The 22,415-nt window shown below is 44.6% G+C and carries 14 protein-coding genes and 4 pseudogenes; 3 read left to right on the forward strand and 15 right to left on the reverse strand.

The window, feature by feature from the left end:
* Positions 1–14: 14 nt before the first annotated feature.
* Both AC4CUX_RS10125 and AC4CUX_RS10130 read right to left on the reverse strand, forming a co-directional pair.
* Positions 15–1,541 (reverse strand): fumarate hydratase, encoded by a 1,527-nt coding sequence (locus AC4CUX_RS10125; RefSeq protein WP_005400812.1) that lies wholly within the window; start codon positions 1,539–1,541, stop codon positions 15–17.
* A 638-nt stretch (positions 1,542–2,179) separates the two neighbouring features.
* A complete protein-coding gene (locus AC4CUX_RS10130; protein ID WP_279045576.1) occupies positions 2,180–3,040 on the reverse strand; it encodes a helix-turn-helix transcriptional regulator in 861 nt (286 codons plus the stop codon).
* A gap of 179 nt (positions 3,041–3,219) precedes the next feature.
* Here AC4CUX_RS10130 and AC4CUX_RS10135 point away from each other — a divergent pair, with 179 nt between their 5' ends.
* A complete protein-coding gene (locus AC4CUX_RS10135; protein ID WP_279045575.1) occupies positions 3,220–4,125 on the forward strand; it encodes a DMT family transporter in 906 nt (301 codons plus the stop codon).
* A gap of 111 nt (positions 4,126–4,236) precedes the next feature.
* Here the strand turns inward: AC4CUX_RS10135 and AC4CUX_RS10140 are convergent.
* From AC4CUX_RS10140 to AC4CUX_RS10190, 11 genes and pseudogenes are all read right to left on the reverse strand, one after another.
* Positions 4,237–4,571, reverse strand: a pseudogene (locus AC4CUX_RS10140) (NUDIX domain-containing protein).
* 31 nt (positions 4,572–4,602) lie between these two features.
* A pseudogene (locus tag AC4CUX_RS10145) lies at positions 4,603–4,830 on the reverse strand (transposase domain-containing protein); the annotation flags it as partial.
* 104 nt (positions 4,831–4,934) lie between these two features.
* Positions 4,935–6,596 (reverse strand): group II intron reverse transcriptase/maturase, encoded by a 1,662-nt coding sequence (gene ltrA, locus AC4CUX_RS10150; RefSeq protein ID WP_005167203.1) that lies wholly within the window; start codon positions 6,594–6,596, stop codon positions 4,935–4,937.
* Between the two features lie 576 nt (positions 6,597–7,172).
* Positions 7,173–8,552, reverse strand: a pseudogene (tnpC, locus tag AC4CUX_RS10155) (IS66 family transposase); the annotation flags it as partial.
* A gap of 74 nt (positions 8,553–8,626) precedes the next feature.
* Positions 8,627–8,962: an IS66 family insertion sequence element accessory protein TnpB gene (gene tnpB, locus AC4CUX_RS10160; protein ID WP_058951667.1), complete on the reverse strand. Its 336-nt coding sequence runs from the start codon at positions 8,960–8,962 to the stop codon at positions 8,627–8,629.
* A complete protein-coding gene (locus AC4CUX_RS10165; RefSeq protein ID WP_146857247.1) occupies positions 8,959–9,342 on the reverse strand; it encodes a transposase in 384 nt (127 codons plus the stop codon). The genes tnpB and AC4CUX_RS10165 overlap by 4 nt, the downstream gene beginning before the upstream one ends.
* 85 nt (positions 9,343–9,427) lie before the next feature.
* Positions 9,428–9,526 (reverse strand): annotated as a pseudogene (locus tag AC4CUX_RS10170) (NUDIX hydrolase); the annotation flags it as partial.
* A 175-nt stretch (positions 9,527–9,701) separates the two neighbouring features.
* Entirely contained in the window at positions 9,702–10,682 is a 981-nt protein-coding gene (locus AC4CUX_RS10175) for a PM1805 family lipoprotein (RefSeq protein WP_490792386.1), read from the reverse strand.
* 233 nt (positions 10,683–10,915) lie between these two features.
* Entirely contained in the window at positions 10,916–13,057 is a 2,142-nt protein-coding gene (pta, locus tag AC4CUX_RS10180; RefSeq protein ID WP_039890250.1) for a phosphate acetyltransferase, read from the reverse strand.
* 55 nt (positions 13,058–13,112) lie between these two features.
* Positions 13,113–14,330 (reverse strand): acetate/propionate family kinase, encoded by a 1,218-nt coding sequence (locus AC4CUX_RS10185; RefSeq protein WP_005400806.1) that lies wholly within the window; start codon positions 14,328–14,330, stop codon positions 13,113–13,115.
* Between the two features lie 478 nt (positions 14,331–14,808).
* A complete protein-coding gene (locus tag AC4CUX_RS10190; protein WP_005400805.1) occupies positions 14,809–16,074 on the reverse strand; it encodes a glutamate-5-semialdehyde dehydrogenase in 1,266 nt (421 codons plus the stop codon).
* A gap of 306 nt (positions 16,075–16,380) precedes the next feature.
* Between AC4CUX_RS10190 and AC4CUX_RS10195 the strand changes: the two genes are divergently transcribed.
* Positions 16,381–17,712 carry an alpha/beta fold hydrolase gene (locus AC4CUX_RS10195; RefSeq protein ID WP_490792387.1) on the forward strand — a complete coding sequence of 444 codons (1,332 nt, stop codon included), beginning with the start codon at positions 16,381–16,383 and terminating at the stop codon, positions 17,710–17,712.
* Positions 17,713–17,774: 62 nt separating this feature from the next.
* On the opposite strand, the gene AC4CUX_RS10200 is transcribed toward AC4CUX_RS10195, so the two are convergent.
* Together AC4CUX_RS10200 and nagZ are read right to left on the reverse strand one after the other, a co-directional pair.
* On the reverse strand, positions 17,775–18,650 hold the full coding sequence (locus tag AC4CUX_RS10200) for a class I SAM-dependent methyltransferase (RefSeq protein WP_078389367.1): 876 nt from the start codon (positions 18,648–18,650) through the stop codon (positions 17,775–17,777).
* Between the two features lie 158 nt (positions 18,651–18,808).
* Positions 18,809–19,825, reverse strand: a complete 1,017-nt coding sequence (gene nagZ / locus AC4CUX_RS10205; RefSeq protein ID WP_078389368.1) for a beta-N-acetylhexosaminidase — start codon at positions 19,823–19,825, stop codon at positions 18,809–18,811.
* Positions 19,826–20,066: 241 nt separating this feature from the next.
* Here nagZ and AC4CUX_RS10210 point away from each other — a divergent pair, with 241 nt between their 5' ends.
* Positions 20,067–22,262, forward strand: coding sequence for a carboxy terminal-processing peptidase (locus AC4CUX_RS10210; protein WP_078389369.1), 2,196 nt, complete (start codon positions 20,067–20,069; stop codon positions 22,260–22,262).
* Positions 22,263–22,415 lie beyond the last annotated feature (153 nt).

A 22,415-nucleotide genomic window follows, 5' to 3' on the forward strand; every position in this document is an offset into this window, starting at 1 on the left:
GTAAAACTTAAGTTTTAGCCCGCTGCAGCATCGACTACTGGAATTTTACCAATTTTCGCTTGCCAGATTTTTGGTGCTGTCGCGTGAATAGATGTGCCATTTACATCAACTGCTACCGATACAGGCATGTCTTTCACTACAAATTTGTAAATCGCTTCCATACCTAAGTCAGAAAAAGCAACCACTTCAGCTTCACGAATTGCTTTAGACACAAGGTAAGCTGCGCCGCCCACTGCCATCAAGTAAGTCGCTTTATTGTCTTTGATTGCTTCAACCGCTGCAGGACCACGGTCCGCTTTACCGATCATGCCGAACATACCAGTTGCTTCAAGCACTTGACGTGTGAATTTGTCCATACGTGTTGCTGTTGTTGGGCCAGCAGGACCAACCACTTCATCACCGACTGGATCTACAGGGCCAACGTAGTAAATGAATTTACCTTTTAAGTCGACAGGAAGCTCTTCACCATTGTTCAGCATGTCGACCATGCGTTTGTGTGCAGCATCACGACCTGTATAAATTGTACCATTCAGAAGTAAGGTGTCGCCTGGTTGCCAAGCGTTCATTTCTTCTTGGGTAATGGTGTCGAGGTCAACGCGCTTAGAGGTTGATGAATCCCAAGTGACTGATGGATAGTCTTCAAGTTTAGGTGCTTGAATGTGTGCAACACCTGTACCATCAAGTTGGAAGTGCGCGTGACGAGTCGCTGCGCAGTTTGGAATCATACCCACTGGTTTGCCCGCAGCGTGACATGGGTAATCTTTAATTTTAATATCTAGAACTGTGGTTAACCCACCTAGGCCTTGCGCGCCAATACCCAGTGCGTTTACTTTTTCGAAGATTTCCATACGAAGTTCTTCGATTTTATTTTCAGGGCCACGACGAAGTAATTCGTCCATGTTGATTTCTTCCATGAGCGATTCTTTCGCAAGCATCATGGCTTTTTCAGCAGTACCACCAATACCAATACCCAACATACCTGGTGGACACCAGCCAGCACCCATAGTTGGAACAGTTTTAAGTACCCAATCCACGATTGAGTCAGATGGGTTTAACATAGCCAGTTTAGATTTGTTTTCTGAACCGCCACCTTTTGCCGCAACGGTAATATCCACTTTGTTGCCTGGAACAAGTTTGTGATAGATCACAGCAGGGGTGTTGTCTTTGGTGTTTTTACGACCAAATGCTGGGTCAGCCAATACAGAAGCACGCAGTACGTTTGAGTTTTCTAGGTAACCTTGACGTACGCCTTCGTTGATTGCATCGTCTAAGCTCATAGTTAAATCAAATTTAACATCCATGCCCACTTCAACGAATACGTTGACGATACCTGTATCTTGACAGATTGGGCGGTGACCCTCTGCGCACATACGCGAGTTAATTAAGATTTGTGCGATCGCATCCTTTGCAGCTTTGTTCTCTTCACGATCATACGCACGGCTCATCGCTTGGATGAAGTCTTGTGGGTGATAATAAGAAATGAACTGAAGCGCGTCTTTGACCGATGTGATCAAATCATCTTGCTTGATAATAGTGGTCATACAAATATCTCTTGAGCGGGCTGATAGCTAGCGGGCTAAATTATAAGACAAAATGCCGAGGTTGTGGATGTTTTGCGAAGCCTTTAGGCGAAAGTTTAATAGTTGAACAAAATTGATGAGAAAATGAGGTTATAAACGGTGGTAAATATGACAAAAATATCTAAATTTAATGAAATATTTCATGTCTAAATTTGGATTATGAATATGATTTATTACTTAAGGTATTGAATATAATGTAAAAATAATAATATTGAAATATGACAACACTGTCATAAAGTTGTCATAAAACTTTCGCATAATGCATTCATCAAACAATAGGACATCGAGCATGTTGACAGGTTTAGTGATGGCTGCGGGCTTTTGTGTATATATCGCAGCGACTTGGATGTACGGTCAAAAAGAAGATCAGGCTTAAGCTTTATCTTCTTTTTTTGTTTTAAGCTTTCTTCAAATCTTCAAATCTTCAAATCTTCAAATCTTCAAATCTTCAAATCTTCAAATCTTCAAATCTTCAAATCTTCAAATCTTCAAATCTTCAAATCTTCAAATCTTCAAATCTTCAAATCTTCAAATCTTCAAATCTTCAAATCTTCAAATCTTCAAATCTTCAAATCTTCGCTTTATCCTATCGACGGGTTCTAATTTTTCCGCATTTGGGATGGAGTGTAGCCAAAATGCTTTTTAAAGCGATGACTAAAATGGCTGCTGGAGCTAAATCCATACTGCTCCGAAATGTCTGTCATATTAGCAGTCGTTTGCTGTAGAGCTTGATGTGCCAGTTCAAGTCGACGTTGCATTACATATTGGTGTGGTGGCATTTGCATAGATTGCTTAAACATATGGGCAAAATGGTATTCACTGAGCTGAGTTTGCTCGGCTAAATCTGACAGGGTCAAGCTTTGCTGAATATGCTGATCAATCCATTCTAATAACTGCTTCAGGGTATACGGGGACAGCCCGCCTTTGACTTCAGGGGCTTGCCATTCGGTATGGCTATAATTTTTAATTAGATGGTTGAGCAGAAGCGTGGTGGCAGTACTCATCTGCAAGTGATTTTCCCTGTTCTGCCAAGCCCCATTGAGTAAAAAGTGTCGATAGATCATGGCAATCTGTAGGTCAGCTACGAAACTTTGCGGATTTAAAATAATTTGGCTCGGCTCACGATCCCACACTTGTTCAGCGACGCGTTGTAAGTGTTCTTCAGTATAGTACAGATGCACAAAAGTCAGTGGGTCGCGCAGATCCCATGTTGACTCAAAATTCTGTGGCATCAAGCACATATGATCTGGCCCACCGCCATTATGCCAACCTTGAGCTGTCTTTTGATAACTGTGATATCCACCTTGAATATACATACTGAGTGTATGGTGGTTACTACAAACACTGACACGGTCTTGGTTGTTTTGCCACATGGCCAGCTGCATGCCTGAACCCAACTCGACCGAGTCGAGGAGTTGAGCTTTATGTTGTTGTAATTGATCTAGAATCTGATATTTCATCATCTATACGCAGTGCCGAATGGAAGAATGAGTGTAGGACTTTGATTTCATTTTGTCATCTATATCAGAAAATCAGTAAAAAACCACAAGTTCATGATAGTGACCACAAGAAGGTGCAAGAAATGAGAAACCTAAACCAAGCACAATAGCGTGAGTGGTTTGAGTTTGGTTGAAAGAGTATGAATGCGCTGTTATATGCTTTGGTGGTTGTAATCTGGGGAACGACGTGGATTGCGATTAGTTTGCAACAACAAAGTGGGATATCGACCAATGTAGCCGTGTTTTGGCGCTTCTTTATTTCGGCTCTGGTGTTGTTTGCTTTTATTGTTTTGTGCCGAAAACTGCAAAAGCTGGCTGTAAAAGATCATCTATTTTGTATGTTACAAGCATGCTGTATTTTTGGTTTTAACTTTGTTTGTTTCTATTATGCGGTGCAATATATCAGCAGTGGTTTAGAGGCTGTAATTTTTTCGATGGCAGTCATTTTTAATACCCTCAACGCCAAACTGTTCTTTGGACAACAGGTGTCTACCCGTTTTTATCCTGCGGCTTTGTTGGGTGGATTGGGGATTATTGCCTTGTTTTGGCATGATGTGGTGGGGAGTGCCTTAAATAATCATACGCTGATGGGGATTGGTCTTTGTGTGTTAGGAACCTATGGTTTTTCACTGGGCAATATGATCAGTGCGCGCCATCAGAAAAACGGATTGGATATTTTTACCACCAATGCTTATGGCATGCTATATGGTTCAATCTTGATGGCATTGATTGCTGGATTTAAACAAGACGAGTTTTTCCCTGCTATGGAATTCAGTGCAGTGAGTGCTTTATTGTATTTGGCTATTTTTGGTTCAGTGATTGGCTTTACCGCCTACTTCTATTTGGTCGGAAGGATTGGGGCAGGTAAGGCAGCTTATAGTACTTTGTTATTTCCTTTGGTGGCTTTGGTGATTTCGACCATCTGGGAAGGGTATCAATGGCATATGAATGCGGTGATTGGGGTGATTTTGATTTTATGTGGTAATGCAATTTTCTTTATCAAGCCGCCCAAGTTTAGACTGAGTCAAATGTTGAAGCGAAGCTGAGTGATGAAGATCTAAAGACACTACAGTTTATAAAGCTCAGACACGAGATCTGGGCTTTTAAATCTATACGCTGTTAGCTCTAGTGAATCAAAATTTCTCCTAAGCTACGGCTCAATATTTTGATTTTATAAACGCTAGTAATTCTTGGAATAATGGATGCCATTCAGCGCTTGGTGACTCAAACAGAGGGTGCCAAAAGAAATTAAACTCTAGCCCGCCATCATCATTGCATAAAAGTGTCTACAAAATCGGTGGCTATTCACTTTTATAGTTTCTGTGCTATGGCAGATAAATACATGCCAGTTAAGACCTTGTTCAGATGGATGATGTAAACCCAAATATGAGTGAATGTGTGCAGACGAAATCCCCGATTCTTCATAAAGCTCTCGTAAAGCTGCCTCTTCTAGTTCTTCATTCGTCTCAACTGTACCTTTTACGATTTGAATGTAAGCGTCCGCTGAACCCCATGTCTATTTTTTAATTTGAGTTGGATTTCCAGCGGTGTGGTAGCAATTCTTCTATTTGGGTCACTTTATGGGTCGGCAATCTTTTCAGCACATCACTTAAATAGGCATACGGATCCAGCCCATTCAGCTTTGCTGACTGGATTAAAGTCATGATGTTTGCCGCTCGCTGACCACTACGCAGCGAACCTGCAAATAACCAGTTCTTACGTCCCAACGCCCAAGGCCGCATCTGGTTGTCGGGTAGTCAGACGCAGTTACCTACGTCCAACCCCCTAAGAACCGTGCATGCGAGTTTCCCAGCACACGGCTCAAGCCTCTGCTAAGGCGCCATTCGGCACCCGGTTATACATCGTTGACATTGGCAAACTGAACACTCCTCGGACAATACAGATGGTAAATCTCAAGATTAGCAACTGCATCCGTTCCACCATGACTTAGCTTCACAATATGACGGCTGTGCCATGGTGTATCTTTGGTGACTGGTTTAAGACAGGCGCAGCAGCGACCACCTTGTTTTAGCCACACCCGATACAGCTTGGCTCGCCCCTTTGCGGAGACCAGCATTCTTTTACCCCATCGGGATTCGAAGTACTCATCCCATGCGGGGTCATGAGGGTTAGCAGCAGCCTTGATCTTGATATGTCGCACAATTGGCGTGTCCGAGGCAGACACTAATGTGTATTGTCGCTTCCGACCATCGGCGGACTGTTCATCACATGAGAACACCCATCGACGCGCTCCTTGTACTTTGAAATACCGATCTTTGACCCATCGGAGTGTCTTGCGAGGGTGGCGACGTACAGCCCATCGCCAGAGCATTTCCCACACTGCGTTGTCTACCTGGTTGAAAACCTTCTTGGCAACGACATGACTGTGATAGTTGGCCCAACCCCTTAGAATCGGGTTGAGCAAACCGATCAAAGTGGCCTGTCGTGTCGCTTTGTTTGCATTGATTAATGCTCGCAGCTTGTCAAGATGAGCGCTGATGTTTGCCTTTGACGGCTTGATCAGTAGCTTGCCGTTGTACTTACGTACGTTCCAGCCAAGAAAATCGAACCCGTTCCCTATGTGCGTGATTTTGGTCTTTTCCTGAGAGAGCACGAGACCGCGCTGCGCCAGAAATTCAACCACGGCAGGACGAACTTCATTTTCGAGCCACTCTTTAGAATACCCCGTGATGATGAAATCATCCGCATACCGTACCAGTTGCAGCTTTTTGCCTGTCCATTTGGCGTTAGAGAACCTCTTCGCCAGCATCGTTTCCAGTCCGTCCAAGGTCATGTTGGCCAGCACCGGGGAGATAATACCTCCTTGCGGTGTTCCGGAAAGACTGGGAAACAGCTTGCTTTGGTAGACGTAACCGGCTTTGAGCCATTTCCGTAGAATCACCTTGTCCATTGGGAGGTTGGCGATCATCCAGTCATGGCTGATATTGTCGAAACAGCCTTGAATGTCACCCTCTAGCACCCACTCCGCACTTACTTTTCTTGACAGCACACCAAAGCACTGTGCTGCAGCATCCGCGGTTGAGCGTTGCGGTCTGAACCCATAAGAGTTCCGATCAGCGATGGTCTCCGCGATGGGTTCCAAAGCCAGCAGATGGAGCGCCTGCATGGCCCGGCATTTCATCGTGGGTATCCCAAGAGGTCTCATCTTGCCATTTTTCTTCGGAATAAGGACTCTCCGAAGCGGAAGGGGCGTGTAACCTCGCCTCTTCAACGACATCATCGCACCGGTCTTGGCCTTGGGTGTATTCCAAGTCACCTTGTCGACCCCAGCCGTGTTTTTGCCTTTGTTTTCAGACACTCGTTTGACGGCCAATGCTTTGCCACTAAACGAGTGAGTCAGCAGCCATTGCAAAGCTTTCGCCTTGTTATGCCTGCCGTCTTGTACCGCCTTCACAATACGCGCTTGCAGCCCTCTGACATGACGCTGTACAGCAATCCAATCGATGCTGTCCCACGATGTGCTGGAAGGTGCACACGCTGATACTGCTGCATTCATTTGCTCTCCCTCCATTAAAAGGGTTCTACACACTCTCTTGTGATGAGAGACCATAAGGACGTCAGCCCGCTTTCGCGTGGGGTAATGTTTCAACCTCTATCCAACCCATTACAGACTGGCATTCGCTTTTTCCTCGTTCCTTCGCCCGCATCACCATGGGCAGTTTTTGCAAACTGCTTTCCCAATGGGAGTAATACGGGATTTCCACGTTCCGCTTACTGAAGTACATCGGCTTAGGTGCCTGCTATCGACCGGGAGGCGTATGGGTCACGAATGCGTAGTCGAAAGACGCAATTCCCACCTCCATTACCGTTTTGGTTCGAGCGTATCAGCCATTTCCGCTCGTTCAACTTAACGATCGTTACGCAGATTCACATGTGTTCACCATACCGATTATCTAGCCCTTGTCCGGCTATGGCTGCCAGAAGGGTACGCCTCTCACGATTGATACCCCGCACCTTGCGGTGCCTCGTTACATTGTCGAAGGCGCTCTTTATTCAGCCTTCTAGATTCACCCGGTGACACGGGTGGTTCCCGCAGGGGGGAACAACTTCATTAAGCGACTTCGTGTCGCACTTCCACCCAGTTATTGCAAATCGGTAGATTGCCATCATCCAGATAGCGGCTTAAAGCTGGCCAACGCTTCAGAGTGTAATTGATGGCCTTGGCTGTTGGAGAACTCGATGGCACCGTCAGTTGATGCTGGTTGAGCCATTCATACAGTTGTTGCATCACCGGTTGACTATGCTGTTGTCGGTATTCGCGGCGCTGTTCTGCTGTACCATCGGTCTTTTTCCTGAGTTCTGCTTCTATGGCATACAGTTTCTGAATCAGCACTAATGCCTGTTCAGCGATCTGACTTTTCCCGGTCACATGCAGTTCATGAAATTTACGACGTGCATGTGCCATGCAGCCCACCTCAATGACCTGGCCTGATTTAAAGCGTGCTTTATAACCACTGTAATCATCACAGACCAGATGGCCCTGCCAGCCATTCAGGAACTCTTCTGCATGCTGACCTGAACGGCTATCCTGAAAGTCATAGATCACCGCTTGAACTGGATTGTACTGTGTGGTGGCATAGGCCCAGACATAACCTTTCTTTGGTTTTTTCTCATTATCACCCATCCGCATAATGGTGACCGGCGTTTCATCGGCATGGATCACCCGCTGTTGCAGCACCACCTGTTTTAAGGCATTGGCCAGAGGTTCCAGTTCCACACCGCAGCGACCAATCCAGTCAGATAACGTGGATCTGGACAGATCAATGCCCGCCCGCTGATAGATCAGACGTTGACGGTACAGCGGTAAATGATCTGCGTATTTCGAGACCAACACATGGCTCAGTAGTTCAGGACTGGCAATGCCTTTATCAATCAAATAGGCGGGCATCGCTTGCTGAGTCAGTGTGTCACACTGATCACAGACCCATTTGCCACGCACATGCTGTTCCTTATAGAACTGTGCCGGTCTGAAATGTAGTTTTTCACTGATATCTTCGCCGATACGACGCAAGGTGCAGCCACAAGCACATTGGGTTGATGTTGGTTCATGCTCGATACGGATGGTGTGTAGATGATCGGGCAGCAGTCGACGTTTAGGTTTGTTGACTGTGGCTTTGTGTGTCGCTGCATCAGTTTTATCTGCATTCAGCCGTTCCAGTTCCAGATCAACAGCGGCAATATCTTCTTCGACCGCTTCATCCCACAGATGGATTTGTTTTGCGGTGAGATGTTCGTTTTTACTGCCAAATTTGTGCTGTTTAAATAGTGCGAGCTCATGCTCGTATTTTTGCGTGAGAATGGAAAGATGTTGAACTTTGGCATCCAATTGCTGGTTTGATTTTTCTAATTCTTGATTTGATTGTGCCAAAGACTGATGCTGCATTGCCAACTGTCTAGTAAATTCCAGCAGTTGTTCATGGGTCAGTTGGCTTAAATCAGGCAGTGTATTCATGACCGCAGTATGCCTGAGGTCATGAGAAGAATGAAATAGAACGTTTGGAGAATAGCAGAATGGACCAAGCTAGTTTAGAGCATTGTGACCACTTGCTGTCGTCCAATGCGCTGCCAAGGCAAACCCTGGATCAGTGCCTGTAACTGTTCTGGACTGAGTGCCAGGGTTTCACCCTGATGAACTTTAGCCCAGTGAAATTTGCCCTGTTCCAACCGCCGAGCACACAGCCAGATCCCCAGTCCATCATGTACCAGCACTTTCATGCGATGGCCACGTTTATTACAGAACAGGTAAGCACAATGCGGTTTAATGTAGCCAAAGGCTCTCACCACCTGAGCCATGGCCGTATCCATACCTGCACGCATGTCCATGGGCTGGGTAGACAACCAGATTTCATCGATACGGATCATGTTGTAAGTGCCTTGAGTAATTCTGCTAAAGCAGATATTTCTGATACTTGCCATTTCAAGCCAATTTCTGCTTTTGAGTGGGGTAAAGTAATTTGAACCGTTAACATGCCAGTAGAAATAGGATCTAATGGTGCAGAGCAAGATAAGGCAATAAATGCAGGTTTATTCGGTAGTAGTGAGCGATCATTCCCTGGCTTAGCATCAATTAAGCGAATCCATTTGGATACAAGATGTGTATTCAATCCATGTTGCAAAGCGACCGAAGCAATTGAAACCTCCGATGCTTTACACGCCTGAACGATCTGCTGTTTAAATTCAGCACTATATGTTCTTCGTATTATCGTAAGAGATGCGATGGATGTCTGGTTATTTGTAGTCATAAATTTAAGTTCCCACTTGTTTTTAAGTGAGGACTAAATTAAGGCTTATAGGACGAATTCATAAGGTGTGTTTAGCGGACGCTTACATTTGAATGCCTGCAATAGGATGTTTAAAAACTAATATTTCTGTTCTTTGATTGATATCCCGCAATATAACAGGGACTACTTTTTCTATTAATGTCATTTTCAATTTTATCAATTAGGTCGGTCATTATAGCAATTTAAAAGAATAGAACTTCGGCGAAATAAATGTATACAGCGTTACCGCTGTGATCATTGGCTATACTGGACATAGTCGTATCTATAGCTGTCAGGGTTTTTCTACTGACAATAGCTTGAACCAAATCTGCATGAGCTCATCATGACGCTGTATTGGCTTTAAGCCGAAGTGCTTCCATCTCAATCTCAACCATTTTTTGAGAATTGTCATGTTTATTACTCAACTCAGCAAACCTCTGTCGATCTGGTGAGTCCGATAAGATGATATTACCCATTTCGATTTGGAGATTATTTTCTTCTTTCAACTTTTCACGAGCTGCTGTTGCTTCAGCGCTTTTGAGTGTCACAGTATCGTATTTTTGATTCAGGTCATGAATTCGCGTAGTGGTTTGTTTAACAGCCTTCATAAGCGCATTCCTATTACCGCTGTCTATCGCATGCTGCATGTCCGTAAAAGAATCTTGCGCCTTTTGTTTGGCGGTTTGAGATACGGCTCTAAGTGCAATGAGGTCATGTTTGATGTCTGCGGCATTATCTTGACTCAGATGTGAGGTGCTATGGGGTGGAGTATGAGCCGTAACATTGAGCTCAGGGTCTGATTTTACCTGTTGTCGCGTGTTGTTTAATGCCCCTGAATTCAGTTGAGGGTAAATCATGTGTTGTAAGGCTCTCATTTCACTGATAGAGCTTTGTTGTATGACGCTGATTTCTGCTTCAAGTGCTGTTATACGCTGCATCTGTGGTGGACTTTTAGTATTTTCTTGTGCCAGTTCCACACCAAGTAAATGGACTTGCTTAAATTTCTCACGTAACGCAGCACCTTCTTGGCTTTTGAAGTTTGTTGCATCTAGTGCAGTATTAAACGTAAGAGAATGGGTTTTCAGTTGTTCTAGCAGGGCGGGGATGGTATCGACTTCTTTATTTTGACGAGCCGCTTTAAGCGCATCTTGTGCGTTCAAAATGGCTTGAGAGTTTTTATTCGAAATCTGATCTAGGGCATCAAGATCCGCTTTAATGTCAGCTGGATTGGCTGTACTTAAGTTTTTATATGCTGTGGTTGAGTCTGACGGTGTTTGGTGCTGCTTAGATTCATTACATGCTGTCAGTGAAAATGTTGTCACTATTAGAATTGGAAGCAATTTTTTATTCATTATGAGACCAATGATTTAGAATTTAATTATATCGCTTGAGTATATTGTTTAAGTGTCTGAAAAGTAAAGTCTTACTGTTTTATCTGTGTTTGGGCTATGTTCGTAAATATATAGAAGTTAAGCTTTGGTCATATTGTTGAGCGCTATAAAATAAAAAACCATCCAACTGCTCAGTTGGATGGTTTGGATCACATCAAGTTACTTTAAGCTGTTGCTTGCTGTTCTGCTTGAATTGCAGTGAGTGCAATCGTAAACACGATGTCATCCACCAAAGCACCACGAGACAAGTCATTTACAGGTTTGTTCAAACCTTGCAACATTGGGCCGACGCTTACGACATTGGCAGAGCGTTGCACGGCTTTATAGGTCGTATTGCCTGTGTTTAAGTCAGGGAAGATAAACACATTGGCACGACCTGCAACTTTAGAATCAGGTGCTTTCGAGCGTCCGACACTTTCAACCGATGCTGCATCGTACTGAAGTGGGCCATCAATCAATAGATCAGGACGGCGTTCTTTCGCTATACGTGTTGCCTCAGCAACTTTTTCAACTTCAGCTCCAGCACCAGAGGTACCCGTAGAGTATGAAATCATTGCAATACGTGGGTCTAAGCCGAAGGCCTTTGCTGAATCAGCCGATTGAATCGCAATTTCAGCGAGCTCTTCGGCATTTGGGTCTGGGTTAATCGCACAGTCGCCATACACATAGACTTCATCGGGTAACAGCATAAAGAACACGGAAGAGACCAGTGAGTACTCAGGCGCTGTTTTAATCAGTTGGAAGGCTGGGCGTACAGTATTGGCTGTGGTGTGTATTGCACCTGAAACCAAACCGTCGACTTGATCGAGCGCCAACATCATGGTACCCAGAACGACTGTGTCTTGCAGCTGTTCACGCGCTTGCAGCTCATTCAGTTTACCTTTACGCAGTTCCACCATTTTTTCGACATAGTTTTCACGAATCAAATCTGGATCGATAATTTCTAAATCATGTGGAAGCTCAATACCACGTGCTTTAGCCACTTCTACTACAGCTTCAGGTTTTGCCAATAAGATACAGTGTGCAATGCCACGAGATTGGCAAATAGCTGCTGCTTGAACTGTACGTGGCTCATCGCCTTCAGGTAGAACAATCCGCTTTTTCGCAGCAATCGATTTTTGGACCAACTCATGGCGGAAAGCCGAAGGCGAGAGACGAGGTTGGTACGAGCCATTCAACATTGCCGTTAACCATTCTTCATTGATATGGCTCGAAACAAAACGAGTGACTTGTTCAGCACGTTCCGTATCATCGACCGGAATTTCATTGCTGAGATTGGCTAAGCTCTGCGCCGTGTCGAACGTGCTGAGCGCTGTATGTAAAATTGGTAAGCCTTGCTTAATCGCTGTTTGGCAGAACGCAAGCACTTGCTCGTTTGGTGTATGGTGTTCAGTTAGGACCAAACCTGCCAGTGGAATACCGTTACTGCTGGCTAAGCTGGATGCCAAAAGCACATCGATACGATCTGATGCACTAATGATCAGCTCGCCTGCGACAAACTTATGAAGTTCGTGCTCAATGTTCGATGCAATCAAACTGCTATGCAACACACGACGTTGGTTAGCGTCGCCTTGATTGATCCATTCCGCTTGAATGTGTGAAGCCAAGTCCGACATACGCGGTACGCTAAGCGTGTTGCTAAACGGAACCAAGCCTATTACAGGGAGTTTGTCTGATCCGAGCTTTGGATGGGTCTTTTGGAGCTCAATTATAAATTTATTGGTATCGCTGATTAAACGCAGACTTGGGTCAAACGTCACTGGAATGTGTGCTGAGTCATCGGGCAAGCCTTTGGTGCGCATCAATAACACACCCGCAGTTCGCTCTGAACTCGCACCCCCAAAGTAGCGTAGTTGACTATCGACTTTTTCAGCCGTCGCGCTTGGCTTGTTAATGTCTGCATTACTGACAATAATGACTTTGGCATCGAGTGCTTGCGCAAGTTGTGCATTTAGTTCAGAAGCAAAAGAATCTCGGCTATTCGGGACTAAGCCTTCAACAATAATCAGGTCATGCTTACGCGCAATAGCACGGTGCAAACGAACCGCATCTTCAAGCAACTCATCATTTTCACCTGCACTGAGTTGTTGCAAAATGGTGTGATAACTAATCGGTTCAACGGTTTCGTTTTTTGAAACATGGTGATAGAGCGCTGTGGTACGGTCTGCACCTGTAGTCAGTTCTTGAGAAAAAGGTTTTAAAAATCCAGCCTTAACACCTTGGCATTCCAGCGCATAAACCAAACCCAGACAAGCGGATGTTAAGCCGACGCCTTCCCCAGTGGGCACAAGTAAAATCGTTTTCATATATTTATTCGTCATACAATAATTTAAAACAGACTTGAGGGAATGTAACGACCGCTTAAGCGATCGCTACATTGTCTTCAGACTTTTTTGCAGCAGTTTGAATCACCTCATCGGCCACGGATGCAGTTTCTTTGGCAATACGGCCTTCTTCATCGGTCGGTATAACCCAAATTTGCGGGCCTGTACCTGTATCAATACGACCTTCGGTACCACGTTTTAAACTGTCATTGGCTTCTTTACTCAAGTTAAAACCAAAGTGCGGTAGGAAAGCGACTGTTTTTTCACGAATATATGCCGAGTTCTCACCAATACCACCCGTGAAGAACAAGCCATCAAGACGTGGTAGACCACAGCTCAGTGCGGCCAATGATTTTGCGAGGCGGTAGCAGAACACTTCAATAGCTAAAGTCGCATCTTCATTGCCTTGTTCAGAGGCTTCAATCAAAGTACGCATGTCATTTGATAGATCAGACAGGCCGAGTAAGCCCGATTGGCTATTCAACATTTTATCAATTTTATAAATGTCCCAGCCTAGGTTATTGGCAAGGAAACTATGTAAGCTTGGATCGACATCACCACTGCGTGTGCCCATTACGACACCTTCAAGTGGAGTTAAACCCATTGAGGTATCTACACTTTGTCCATTCCAAATCGCACAAGTAGAGCTACCATTGCCCAAGTGTGCAGTTAACCAGCCCCCTTGTTTAAAGCTACCTGCCAGTTCTGAACCGCGTTCAGACACATAAGCATGGCTCGTACCATGGAAGCCATAGCGACGGACATTGTGTTCAGTGTATAAGAACTTTGGCACAGCATAGCGGTAAGCATGTGCAGGCATAGTCTGGTGGAATGCTGTATCAAATACCGCCACTTGTGGTAGCTCTGGGAATAAACGCATAGTGGCGTCAATCCCAACCAAGTGCGCAGGGTTGTGTAATGGTGCAAGTGGTGTTGCTGCACGAATGCGTTCTACAATTTCTTCTGTTAAAAGCTCAGCTTTGGTCAATGTGCCGCCGTGTACTACGCGGTGACCAATGGCTTGAGGGTTATAATGTGAAAGGCGTTCTAAGATGGTTTCCAATGCTTTTTCATGATCGGCATGTGGAATAGACAATTCAAGGGGTTGACCACCCGCTGTAATACCTTTGATACGAGCGTCAGCAGAACCTAAGTTCTCAGCTAAACCGAAAATACGATCTTCACGACGTTCAGAAACGAGCGCATATTTGATTGATGAAGATCCGCAGTTAATTACTAATACTGATGTAGACACGTTTTAATACCTGATTCTAATTGAATTATCCGTCCTAGAACTGATCTTCATGCAGTACGTTCTTATGCAATCTTGATCATTTTTTATGTTGTATCATGTGTATATTTTTAGTCCTAGATAGACTTTAGGTGATTAGACTTAAGCACTATCGACCGTCTCATGAATAATAATTAAAATTTATCGGTTCATGATTTTCATTTATTCATGAAATGATGCTGAATTATTTATCAGCTTCAACCCTTTAAAAATAACACGCTATCTGCTGAAAAGAGCTGAATATATTGTGGCTTTCCTGTTTATTTTTGATATGTCGTTTTAGATCCAGACATAATCACATGCACAATCAACGTGACCATCAAAAAAAGCATGATTTCCTCTAGATTTTAAGGATTCGCAGAGGCAGAGAATGTTTAGATATAAAAAATGTTCAGCCCTTTGGAAAGAGCTGAACATAGATATTTAAAATGTGTCGGATGAGTTATTGGCGAATTTGACCATCACCAAACACAATCCATTTTTGTGAAGTCAGGCCTTCTAAGCCGACTGGGCCACGGGCATGAATTTTATCAGTTGAGATGCCAATTTCTGCACCTAAGCCATATTCAAAGCCATCGGCAAAACGGGTCGAGGCATTGATCATGACAGAACTCGAATCCACAGCGGCCAAGAACTCACGAGCTAGAGAGTAGTTTTCTGTAATGATTGAATCGGTATGGTGTGAGCCATATTTATTGATATGCTCAATCGCTTCTTCCATACCAGATACCACTTTTACCGCTAAAATTGGACCGAGGTATTCGGTGTACCAGTCTTCTTCGGTCGCCGTTTTGACTGCCGCACCTAAAATGCGCTGAGTTTCAGCACAGCCGCGCAACTCCACTTGTTTTTCAGTGTAGAGCTCAGCGACACGCGGTAAAAACTCATCTGCGACTTTTTCATCGACCAGCAAAGTTTCCATGGCATTACATACGCCGTAACGGTGAGTTTTTGCATTGAGCGCAATCGGTAGGGCTTTTTGTAGGTCAGCTTGCGCTTCAACATAAACGTGACAGTTCCCATCCAAGTGTTTAATCACAGGGACACGGGCTTCATTGCTGATACGTTCAATCAGGCCTTTGCCTCCACGTGGAACAATCACATCGACAAATTCAGTGAGTGTAATCAGTTGCCCCACGGCTGTGCGGTCTGCGGTGTTAATGACTTGAACCGCATGTTCAGGTAAACCCGCCAGTTTTAAACCGCGTTGGATGGCTTCAGCAATGGCTTTATTGGATTCGAGCGCTTCAGAACCACCACGTAAAATAATGGCATTACCAGACTTCAGTGCTAAAGAGGCGGCTTCTAAGGTCACATTTGGGCGAGACTCATAAATCATGCCAACTACGCCTAAAGGAACGCGCATCTTACCGAGCTGGATTCCTGACGGACGATAGGCCATATCGGTGATTTCACCAACAGGATCTTTGAGGCCAATCACATCTTTTAAGCCTTGCAACATGCCTTTAAAGCGTGCGGGAGACAGTTCTAAGCGATCAAGTAAAGCACTGTCTAAGTTGTTGCCGTGTGCTTTGTTCATATCTGCTTGGTTCGCCGCTAAAATAGTGGGCTCACTGTTGACTAAAGCAGTATAAATAGCTGACAACGCATTGTTTTTAGTTTCGGTAGAGGCACGCGCCAAAATACGAGAAGCTTGACGTGCTTGCTGTCCTACCGTTTGCATATATTGTTCAATCGACTCTTGCATAGCGGTTTGATCACTTAGAAATTTCACAGAAGATAGTAACAGCCTAACACTCGACCGCATAGTCTCTACATGAAAAATCCAGCGTATAGGCGGACTTATACATATTTTGAAATTGTTTTTTATCTAAAACATGATGAGCGGTTACACAATCTGTTGCGTGTAAAACAGTGCTCTGTATAGAATGAATTTTAGGACATGAAGTCCTTGCATAATTATTACAACACTGAACACCCTGTTATCGTTGACAGGCGTGATCGTGCATTTCTTGCAAAACAAAAAGTATAGGCAAGAGTAGAGGGAAGGAACATGAATTCTATGATTCAAAGGGATGCCGAGCTGAATGACGCGAATTTACGCTTAGGTTTTTTTGATGTTTACCATCGTAACAGCTTTAAAGAACCTGCACGAACCACATGGATTGAGGGCTGGAAAGTCGAATACATGGCGATTGCTCGGCCAGAGTCATTCCATCGCACGCCTATCGTGATTATCGGTGGGGCATTTCAAAACTTTAATTCCTACAAATACTGTGTTGAGCAATTGCTGGATGCCGGTCCGATTGTCCTGATTGATCTGCCTTCAATGGGTGCCAATCAACAAATTCGTAATATCGATACGGGCTTGTCTGCAGGAACATTAGAACTGGGTGATCTCGCGAAGATGCTTGGCATCTGGTTCGATATTGAAGGATTAGACAAAGTTTCAGTGATGGGCATGTCACTGGGCTCAGTGGTGGCGTCTTGTCTGGCCGATCAACGACCAGAGCTGATTGACCGTATGATTTTAATGGGCGTTATGCAAAAGACCCGTAAAAGCTGGCGGATGTTGCTGGAAGAGTCGTTACATTTAATGCGTGAACAACGCATGGATGAATTTGGTCAGGCCGTGATTTTGTATTTGGTCAATCATGCCAAAATGGATAAAACCAAAATGTCACCCACAGCCAAGCGTTTGTTCTTCAGGCAGATGGCGGAGTTTACCGCAACAGAACAAGAGCGTTATGAAATCAACTGTAATCGTTTGCTTCGCCTCACCGATGTGCCGATTCCACAGTGCAGAGTCTTGGTGGCCTGTGGCCAATATGACAGTTTTACCTTGCCACATGAAAATGCCAACTTTGCGTTGCAATGTCCTGACATGGAATATGCGCAAATTGCCAATGCAGACCATGTGCCACAGCTACAACGCCGTAAAGAAACCATGCACTTGTTTGCGACGTTTCTGAAGGATGAGTCCATTCAACATCTAGATGGGATTATTCCCTTTAGTCGAGCACAAATGCTGAATATGGAGCGCCGCGGTGAAGAACGGGTTCAGATTCAACACCCTGAAACCTTCTTAAACTATCGTCACTCGGATTTGGTGATTGCGACAGAAGTGGTGGATTTGAACTACTTTGGGGTACTTTTACGCTTTGAGTCAGAGTTGGCTGCTGTGGCGGCTAAATATCCGCGTGATTTAGCTTTACACTTGAGCGATGAAGAAGGCGAGTTTCAGATTGAATGTTTAATTTTTGCGGAAGATGGACCGTATATTCGTGCCTTATTTAAACATGGCAGTTTTGAACTCGCGGAGCGACTGCTCCGCTTTGTGGGGCATCAGAAACAAGAACAGACGTTGCTCGAAGCCGTAAGTTAAGTGAAATTCAAAATAAAAAAACAGCGTTTCATCGCTGTTTTTTTGTGGGTTGGGTTTTTAGGCTATTGCTCGGGTTGATTGGGCTTTTGCCATTGGCTATGTATCAACCAGACCAAGTCGCCTAAGTGATTCTGCTGATCTAAGTTTGAAGTATCGGCCTGAGTACTATTGAAGGTCAAAGTGGGTTGGTGAACGGTCACAGTATGAAAGCCCGCTTGTTTGAAAAACTGAGTGGCTTCAGTCGGACTGATAAAGTGAAAGCCAAAGGCGCTACGGGACATCCATTTTAAAAGCTTGCTACTGTTCCAGATAAAGTTAGCCAGCTTATTTTTCACAGGTTCAGGGTAGAGGTCAGTCAGATAATATAACTGATCAAACTGCTGTCCGTATTGGACAATGCCTTGTAGCAGTTGAGCGAGCATGTCTTTGCTAAAGTAGTTGATCAAACCTTCACTCACCACCACCAAAGGGCGGTTTGGGTCAAACACCTCAAAAGCACGGGCAAAATCTGCGCTAAATAAGTCGGCGGAGAGAACAGCTGGGCTGGTCTGATCGATCTGTTTTAAGGCCTGAGTTTTGATTTTCGCCATATCTGGTAAGTCGAGTTCACGATAGTCAATGTCGGGAAACTGTTGGCGAAAGCTCCAGCCACGTGGGGACAGGCCACTGGCAATTTCTAAGATTTGTAAGTTCGGGACTTGTTTTATCAGTGCACAGAGTTGCGCGTCTATCATTTGATGACGCTGTTTTAAGGTGGTGCGCATACTGCCACCGACGTGTTTCTCGGCCCAGCTTTCGAGTGGATGCACCAGTTTGGCCAGTAACTTCCCTTTGCGGGTGGCAAATACAGGATGTGAGATGCCCATGCTATACCAAATATAGCCTGTATAGTGCGCAGTAAAAGAGATGTGGCGATGAGCCGATAAAGCATCTGTCATGGTATCCGTACCCGATATTTTGTTATTTTAGCGTTGTTGTTTGGGCAATGCAGAGCAAGCCTGTTGATTTATTTTAAGTTTATCATAATGAAAAATGGACATCTTGTGATGTCCCTTTGTCCGAAATATCGTGGTTGAAATGGTCAAAGATGAAGTGCTTAACTTAATCTAAACAGTTCCACTTGGTCGCGTACTTTGGCCCAATCTTCACCTAAATGCAGCGTCGATTGAACGTTGACGTTTGGAATCTGACCACGCATGCGTTCTAAGCGAGCTTGGTTTGGTAGCGCCAGTTGGCTAATCCCCTCCAAAGCCACGCATGCAGCTGCTCGGTCATTACACACCAGTCCCATGTCACAGCCTGCATGGAGTGCGGCTTGAATGCGTGCATCTGCACCGCCTGCAACACATGCAGCTTGCATGCTTAAATCATCTGAGAATAAGACGCCATTGAAACCCAGTTGTTGACGTAGAACGGTTTGAATCCAATACGGTGAAAAACCTGCTGGGTTTGGATCGACTTGGTTATAAATCACATGTGCAGGCATGAGTGCATCCAACTGTGGCATCAGTTTTATAAAAGTCTGCATATCTTTGGCATAGATTTCATCATATGTGCGTGAGTCGATGGCTGCTGCGACATGCGAGTCTGCTTTGACTGAACCATGACCGGGGAAATGTTTGCCTGTCGATGCCATGCCTGCGGCTTTCATCCCTTTTAGGAATGCACTGGCCAGTGGTACTATGTCTTGAATATTTTTGGCAAAGCCACGGTCACCAATCACATCACTGATGTCATTTAAATCGAGTACAGGGGCGAAGCTAAAGTCGATACCGACGGCAAGCACTTCTGTCGCCATCAACCAGCCAGATTGTTCTGCCAAGCTTAAGGCTTTTTCAGGTTCGCTTAAGAATAGCTCGCCAAACTTACCCATGGCTGGAAGTAGGCTAAAGCCCTGTTTTAAGCGTTGCACACGTCCGCCTTCTTGATCGACAGCAATCAAAATATCAGGACGAATTCGGCGCATATGGTCGGTGAGGGCGCGAACTTGTGCAGGAGACTCAATATTTCGTCCAAATAAAATCATGCCACCGACTTGCGGTGCTTGTAATAGTGCAATATCTTCTTGAGTAAGTTCTGTGCCTGCGATGTCGAGCATCAATGCGCCAATCATACTGGGTGTCCGTATTTGATTTTTTAGTCAGTGGCTGTTTTGGCTCTGAAAGGTGAGCGAAACAGGTCGTCGAAAACAATACCCGAATTTTGCAATGATTTGCTACATTTTGTCAGCACAGATTATGATAAAACTACACGACATAAACAGATTAAGTTGTTTAAGATTTTGAATATTCTCAATTCATGTCGAAAAATGACATTGTAATTTTGGTCAAAAACCAAGGAACTAAGAATTATTTATGAAACTTCAAACCATTGCTTGTGCGGTTGCAATTGCAACGGGTGGATTCTTTTTCACCCATGCCATTAATGAAGCTATTGCAGCGACTGAAACTACCGCTGTAACCAAACAAGCTATTGTTCCGTCGCAGGAGCAGGCTTTGGTGTCTCGTCAACTGGCGACCTTGGTTGACCGTCAACATTATCTCAATCAACGTTTAGATGCGAAAACATCGGCGCGTATTCTCGATTTCTATCTGGACAGTTTAGATCCAGACCATTCGTTGTTTCTTGCCTCTGAAGTAGAGAGTTATAAGCGTAAATATGGCTCAAACTTAGGTGCGGCTTTAAAAGCAGGTGACTTAAGTGGGCCGTATGCGATTCATGCACAGTATCGAGATCGTTTGACCCAGTTTTATACCTATATGTTGGATGAGCTGAAAAAGCCGCAGAATTTAAAACAAGCCAACGTTTATATCGAAACGGATCGTGAAAAGGCACCTTATTTTGCGAATGAAGCAGTGCAGCGTCAGCATTGGAACAAAATGTTGGTTTCGCAGCTGATTAATTTGACCATTAGCAAAGAAGAAGAGTTAGCGAAGCAAAAAGCGCTTAAAGCCAACCCAGAATTGGCCAATGGACAAGATCTCACTAGCTCGGAAGATTTAACCCCAGTACAAACCTTAACCAAGCGTTATATGCGCCAGTTAGAACGTATTTCACGGGTGAAAAGTGATGATGTGTTAGACAAAACACTCAATGCGATGACGCTGACATATGATCCGCACAGTAACTATTTCCCACCTGTCGATGCAATGGAGTTGAATCGCCAGACGACTTTGCAACTTGAAGGGATTGGGGTGTCGATTCGACCTGAACGGGGCAATGAAGACTACACCAAAATCGAAACCATTGTAGAAGGTGGTCCTGCGAGCAAGTCTGGACAGGTGAAGTCGGGTGACCGCATTATTGGTGTGGCGCAAGATGGCGAAAAAATGGTGGATGTGATCGGTTGGCCGAGCAATGAAATTGTGGGCTTAATCCGTGGTAAACGCGGTACCAAAGTTACCATACGCTTACTCGGTTCAGGTGCACCGATGAGCCAAGCGCGTAATGTGACCATTACCCGTGACGTCATTCAAGAAGAAGATGCTGGGGTACGTTCACGTACTGTGAATGTGACGCGCGATGGGCAACAATACACCTTTGGTGTGATTGAGATTCCGTCTTTCTATTTGAACTATCGTGCACGTCGTGCGGGCACGGAATATCGTTCTGTATCTGAAGATACCAACAATGCGCTGAAAACTTTAGCGGCCAAAAATGTATCAGGGATTATTATCGACTTACGTAATAACCCAGGGGGCTCACTTGAAGAAGTGGCTCGTATGCTTGGGCAGGTGATTAAGTCAGGTCCTGTGGTGCAAATTCGAGATGGTAACGGCAATGTGAGCGTTTTCGAAGACGATGACAATGGTGCACAGACCTATGCAGGTCCACTGGCAGTGATGGTGAATTTAGCATCTGCGTCTGCAAGCGAAATTTATTCTGCTGCGATTCAAGACTATGAACGTGGCATTGTGATTGGTAGCACCACCACAGGTAAAGGAACAGCACAAGTACAGCTGGATAACTTGGCACATGGTCAAGCAACACTAACGCAACGTAAGTTTTACCGTGTGACGGGTGGCAGTACACAAAACAAAGGCGTGATTCCAGACGTGAAATTGGTAGACATTTACAATGAAGAGTTTGGTGAGCGTAAAGCGAAAAATGCGCTTGAGTGGGACACAATCCCAACAGCACCGTTTAAACGAGAAGGCAGCATTGCACCGTATGTAAAACGTTTAGGTGAGCTGTCGCAAGCACGCGTTAAAGTCGACCCGCAGTTTAACTATCTTGAACAGCGTAAAGACATCTCGAAAAAGACCGAAGATCAAAAACGTGTGGTTTTAGATATTGATCAACGTAAAGCTGAATTGTTGGCACTGGAAAAACAGACTTTAGACTCGGAAAACAAGCGCCGTCAGATTGCAGGACAAAAGCCTTATGCAAACTGGGAAAGCTATCAAGCTTCTATGGAAGCTTTGGTTGAAGCACGCGCTAAAATGAAAGCGAATCAACGTCCTGCATTGCCTGAAGAGGAAGCATTTGTGACTGAATCTGCAAATGTCTTGTTAGATTATGCCAAGTTGCAAAAAGGCACTGCAAAATAGTTTAATCTCTGACGCAATGTATTAAAAAGCCAGTTTCGACTGGCTTTTTATTTAAATTGTGATTCAAAACACAAATGTGGGATTGGCAGGCTGCCAAAGCAATCTGCTAGGTAAAATAAATCTATAAATTCTAATGATATCTCTGTGATTTTT

Source organism: Acinetobacter sp. 231_lipA (genome assembly GCF_058243005.1).